Source organism: Microcystis sp. M53602_WE12 (assembly GCF_030065455.1).
GTDB classification, from domain to species: Bacteria; Cyanobacteriota; Cyanobacteriia; order Cyanobacteriales; family Microcystaceae; genus Microcystis; species Microcystis aeruginosa.
Map to the genome: position 1 here is coordinate 1 of NZ_JASJFB010000353.1, position 4,414 is coordinate 4,414.

3 protein-coding genes and 1 pseudogene are annotated in these 4,414 nt (G+C 43.1%); 2 read left to right on the forward strand and 2 right to left on the reverse strand.

Translation table 11 applies throughout. From position 1 onward, the window contains the following. The first annotated feature begins 596 nt into the window (after positions 1-596). Positions 597-809: a hypothetical protein gene (locus PX482_RS12410; protein WP_288122494.1), complete on the forward strand. Its 213-nt coding sequence runs from the start codon at positions 597-599 to the stop codon at positions 807-809. After that, entirely contained in the window at positions 772-1,173 is a 402-nt protein-coding gene (locus tag PX482_RS12415; protein WP_002762406.1) for a fasciclin domain-containing protein, read from the forward strand. Before PX482_RS12410 ends, PX482_RS12415 begins: the two co-directional genes overlap by 38 nt. Positions 1,174-1,689: 516 nt before the next feature. On the opposite strand, the gene glgB is transcribed toward PX482_RS12415, so the two are convergent. Together glgB and PX482_RS27720 are read right to left on the reverse strand one after the other, a co-directional pair. After that, complete coding sequence (gene glgB, locus PX482_RS12420; RefSeq protein ID WP_002762407.1) at positions 1,690-3,969, reverse strand: 1,4-alpha-glucan branching enzyme; 2,280 nt, start codon at positions 3,967-3,969, stop codon at positions 1,690-1,692. A 340-nt stretch (positions 3,970-4,309) separates the two neighbouring features. Continuing rightward, a pseudogene (locus PX482_RS27720) lies at positions 4,310-4,414 on the reverse strand (TatA/E family twin arginine-targeting protein translocase); the annotation flags it as partial.

Here is a 4,414-nt window from a genome sequence, read left to right on the forward strand (position 1 = left end):
AACCCTTATAGAGAAAGGCATTTAGCGATTTTTGTCAATTGTTTTTGCTCTAGAGCGAACTAATCAATTAAGTCTCTTGCCAGATAAGGATTTAGTCGATTTATGCCCCCCTATCGAACCATACCAAGTAACGAAGAACCACTACAAATAATTGTGCCTCCCTACTTAACTCTGCAATAATTACTCGCAGCCAGAAATACACCAGCGTCCATATCATACTTTATGCTTTTTGTCAAAAAAACTTTTTTTTTGCAATAAAACTACACAAAAAAAAGATCATCGTTATGCGTGAAATTGACTAATTTACCCGTCTTAATTAGGATTGCCTTGTAGATGTGGCAAGGGTTTCAACCATTGCTGCTCAAAAAAGCAAAGAATAACCTATTGTGAAATTCTATCAAATCGCTGTAACCTTCATAACATCGTTGTTAAATAAAAATCTTTCTCAATTAATTCTTAAGAATTTGTAAATATTGCGGAATGTTAATTTAAATATTCTCAAGTTTTTGGAGTCAATGGATAATTTTTGCTTATCTTTGTCCAACATGGGGTTAGAAATCGGGAGACAGGAGACAGGAGTCAGGAGATTATTTTTATTGATTCTCCCCACACCCCACACCCCAAACCCCACACCCTACACCCCACACCCCACACCCCACACCCCACACCCTACACCCTACACCCCACACCCCATCCCTAGAACGATCTTTGGGACAAGATTAAGTTTAAAATCTGAAATAGATAATTTTTTTAAGGGATCGAGTCAAGTTTATGGCAGATATTGTCGATATTGCGGTCAGTGCCGATAATTTTAAAACTCTAGTAACGGCGGTACAAGCGGCTAATCTTGTGGATGCCCTGAAAAGTCCCGGCCCCTTCACGGTTTTTGCCCCCACCGACGAAGCTTTTGCGAAATTGCCCCCTGGGACGATTACAACCCTAGTGCAGAATATCCCCCAATTAACCAGAATTCTCACCTATCACGTCGTTGCGGGCAAATATATGCAGGAAGATTTGGCAAAATTGGCCGTAGTGACTTCTCTAGAGGGTTCACCGATTCCCGTCGATTGTAGCGAAGGTTTTGAGGTGAAAAATGCCACGGTGGTTGCGGGTAATATCGAGGCAGATAATGGTGTGATCCACGTCATCGATACGGTGATCCTGATGGGTTAGTTTTTGACCGTCTTTTGCCCGGTCTGCATCTAGGGCAAATCTGTCTTATTTAGTCACTAAATATACATATACTTTTGCTTGTTTTTGATTTTGATGCTCGACGGAGGAAAATGCCCACTTTCTGCACTTTCTTGTCTGTACCTGTTCAGACTAAATCCTGTTATTAAAGACTGATTATCTATTGATCCTTTTGCCTATTACATGAGTAGAAAACGGGTTTCTCCGAGAAACCCGTTTTCTGTGCGTTACTCAACGGATTTAGTATTAGCCATCTCGACAGTAATGGCAGCGTGGAAGAACTCGCTCAAGAATGGGTGCAAACACTGCTCGCTAATCTAACAACTTAATCGTTTTCGCAAAATTAAGCCAAAAAAGAGGCCACTTTCCGCAAGATGGCCTCTAAATTTTTTTGTTAGGGGTTAGTCAGTTATCAGTTATCAGTTATCAGTTATCAGTTATCAGATGTTAGTTTTCAGTTCACTGTTTACTGTTTACTGATCACTGAAAAAAGCTTACCTATTCCCCAGAAGTATGAGGACTGATTTTGAGAACTAAAACCCCTAAAGGTGGTAAACAAAGATCAATCGAGTAGGGACGGCTATGATAGGACCATTCCTCCGACCATTTACCGCCAAGGTTGCCCATATTACTACCGCCATATTTACCCGCATCGCTGTTAAAGATTTCCTGATAAAAACCGGGATGGGGTACACCAACGCGATAATGGCTGTGGGGTTGGGGAGTAAAATTACAGACCACCACCAGAAACTCCTGCCAATTTTTGCTCCAGCGCAGGAAAGAAACGACGCTATGACTATTATCACTACAGTCGATCCACTCAAAGCCATCCTGACCAAAATCCTGGGTATATAAAGCAGGTTCACTCTTATAGGTGGCGTTCAAATCAGTAAAAAAGCGTTTTAGCTGTTGATGGGGTTCGTACTGCAAAAGACCCCACTCCAAATCACCCCAAACATTCCACTCACTCCACTGGCCAAATTCCATGCTCATAAACATGGTTTTCTTGCCGGGGTGGGTAAACATATAACTAAATAATGCCCGGACATTGGCGAATTTTTGCCACTCATCCCCCGGCATTTTGCCAATCATATTACTTTTGCCGTGAACCACTTCATCGTGGGACAAAGCCAGCATATAATTCTCGCTGTGGTTATACCACATACTAAAAGTGACATTATTTTGATGGAATTGACGGAACCAAGGATCCATGCCGAAATAATCGAGCATATCGTGCATCCAGCCCATATTCCACTTCAAATTAAAGCCTAAACCGCCCATATAGGTGGGCCAGGACACCATCGGCCAAGCGGTGGATTCTTCGGCAATAGAGAGAATTCCGGGGAAATAGCTAAAAATTACATGATTGACTTGACGCAGGAATTCCGCAGCCTCTAAATTTTCCCGGCCACCGTACTCGTTAGCCACCCATTCCCCATCTTTACGACAATAATCGAGATAGAGCATAGAAGCCACCGCATCCACGCGAATGCCGTCAATATGGTACTTATCGAACCAAAATAGGGCATTAGCCACCAGGAAATTTCTGACTTCGTTGCGACCGTAGTTAAAAATTAAGGTTCCCCATTCCTTGTGTTCCCCTTTGCGCGGGTCGCCGTGTTCGTAAAGATGAGTACCATCAAAGAAAGCTAACCCGTGGCCATCTTTGGGGAAGTGACCGGGGACCCAATCCACTAGCACACCAAGGCCATTTTGGTGACATTGATCGACAAAATACATGAAATCTTCAGGATTGCCGTAGCGACTGGTGGGGGCAAAATAACCCGTCACTTGATAACCCCAAGAACCATCAAAAGGATGCTCGGCGATCGGTAATAATTCGATATGGGTGTAACCTAATTCTTTAACGTAGGGAATTAGTTTTTGGGCTAACTCGTAGTAACTCAAAAAGCGCGCCCCAGTGTTCCATTCCGACACGGGAACCGCTTCCCCAGACCCGGAAAGTAAACGGGGGGGTTCGGCACTAGAAGCGTGCAGCCAAGAACCGAGGTGTAATTCGTAAACGGAAACCGGTTGAGTTAAAGGATCGCTATGGCGGCGTTTTTCCATCCAATCGCTATCATCCCAAGTATAGCTATCTAAATTGGCCACGATCGAGGCAGTTTTCGGGCGTACTTCTTGGGCAAAACCGTAGGGATCAGATTTTTCGTAAATATGACCTTCCCAATTTTTGATCTCGTATTTATATTTAGTGCCAACACCGATTTCCGGGATAAACAATTCCCAGACCATATTATTACGTTTCCGCATTTGGTGATCACGACCATCCCAGTTATTGAAATCACCAATAATCGAGACGTTGCGAGCATTAGGGGCCCAAACGGCAAAATAAACCCCTTTAATACCCTCGATTTCGGCTAAATGCGCCCCTAATTTTTCATAAATGCGATGATGGTTGCCCTCCCCAAACAGATGTAAATCAAAATCGCTGAGTTTGGCAGAACGGAAGGCATAGGAATCATAGATTACCCGTTCCTGTTCTCCCTCGTGGATGCGTAATTGATAATTGTTCAGTTCACCGATATCGATGACGCACTCGAAAAAATGGGGGTGATAAGCGGTCGTCATGGGATATTCTTGTCTTTGGGACGGTAAAATAACCCAAGCGGCCGTGGTTTTCGGTAAATAGGCTCTAACAACCCATTTATTGACTTTTCCTTCTTCTTCTAGGGGATGGGCCCCCAAAACCTCAAAGGGATCGTGATGGAGGTTGTTGACGATTTGATGGACTTGTTCGGGGGATACCACTATAGACATTCATTTACCACTCTTGACATCTACAATACTTATAGCAAGGAAATAGTCATTTTTTCCCTGCCGTCTGGGAATTCTCAAACTAATGGTATATTCTGCCTACTTATTCAACTATGGCTGTGGCTGCTGCCGAAATTATCGTCGTTAAAGACGATTTTGCACTCCGAAACCTAATTTCCCCTTTTCTCGGTCAAAAAAACTAGCGAGTAAAAGTAGCGGCCGATGGTAAAACTGCCAATTTAATCTCGATTTTGTCATTCTCGATGTTAATCTAGCGGATAGCCTCGAATTTGATCTACAAATTTATCGCCCAATCTTCTTCCTTTTTATCTCTATACAGTTCTTAACTGGAACGAGTTTGATCGCTAGGAGATTGACTTTCTTCTAATTCAGCTTTGATTTTTACCGAGTCTTCAATCTGCTGGGCCTCTCGCTTAAATTCACTTTC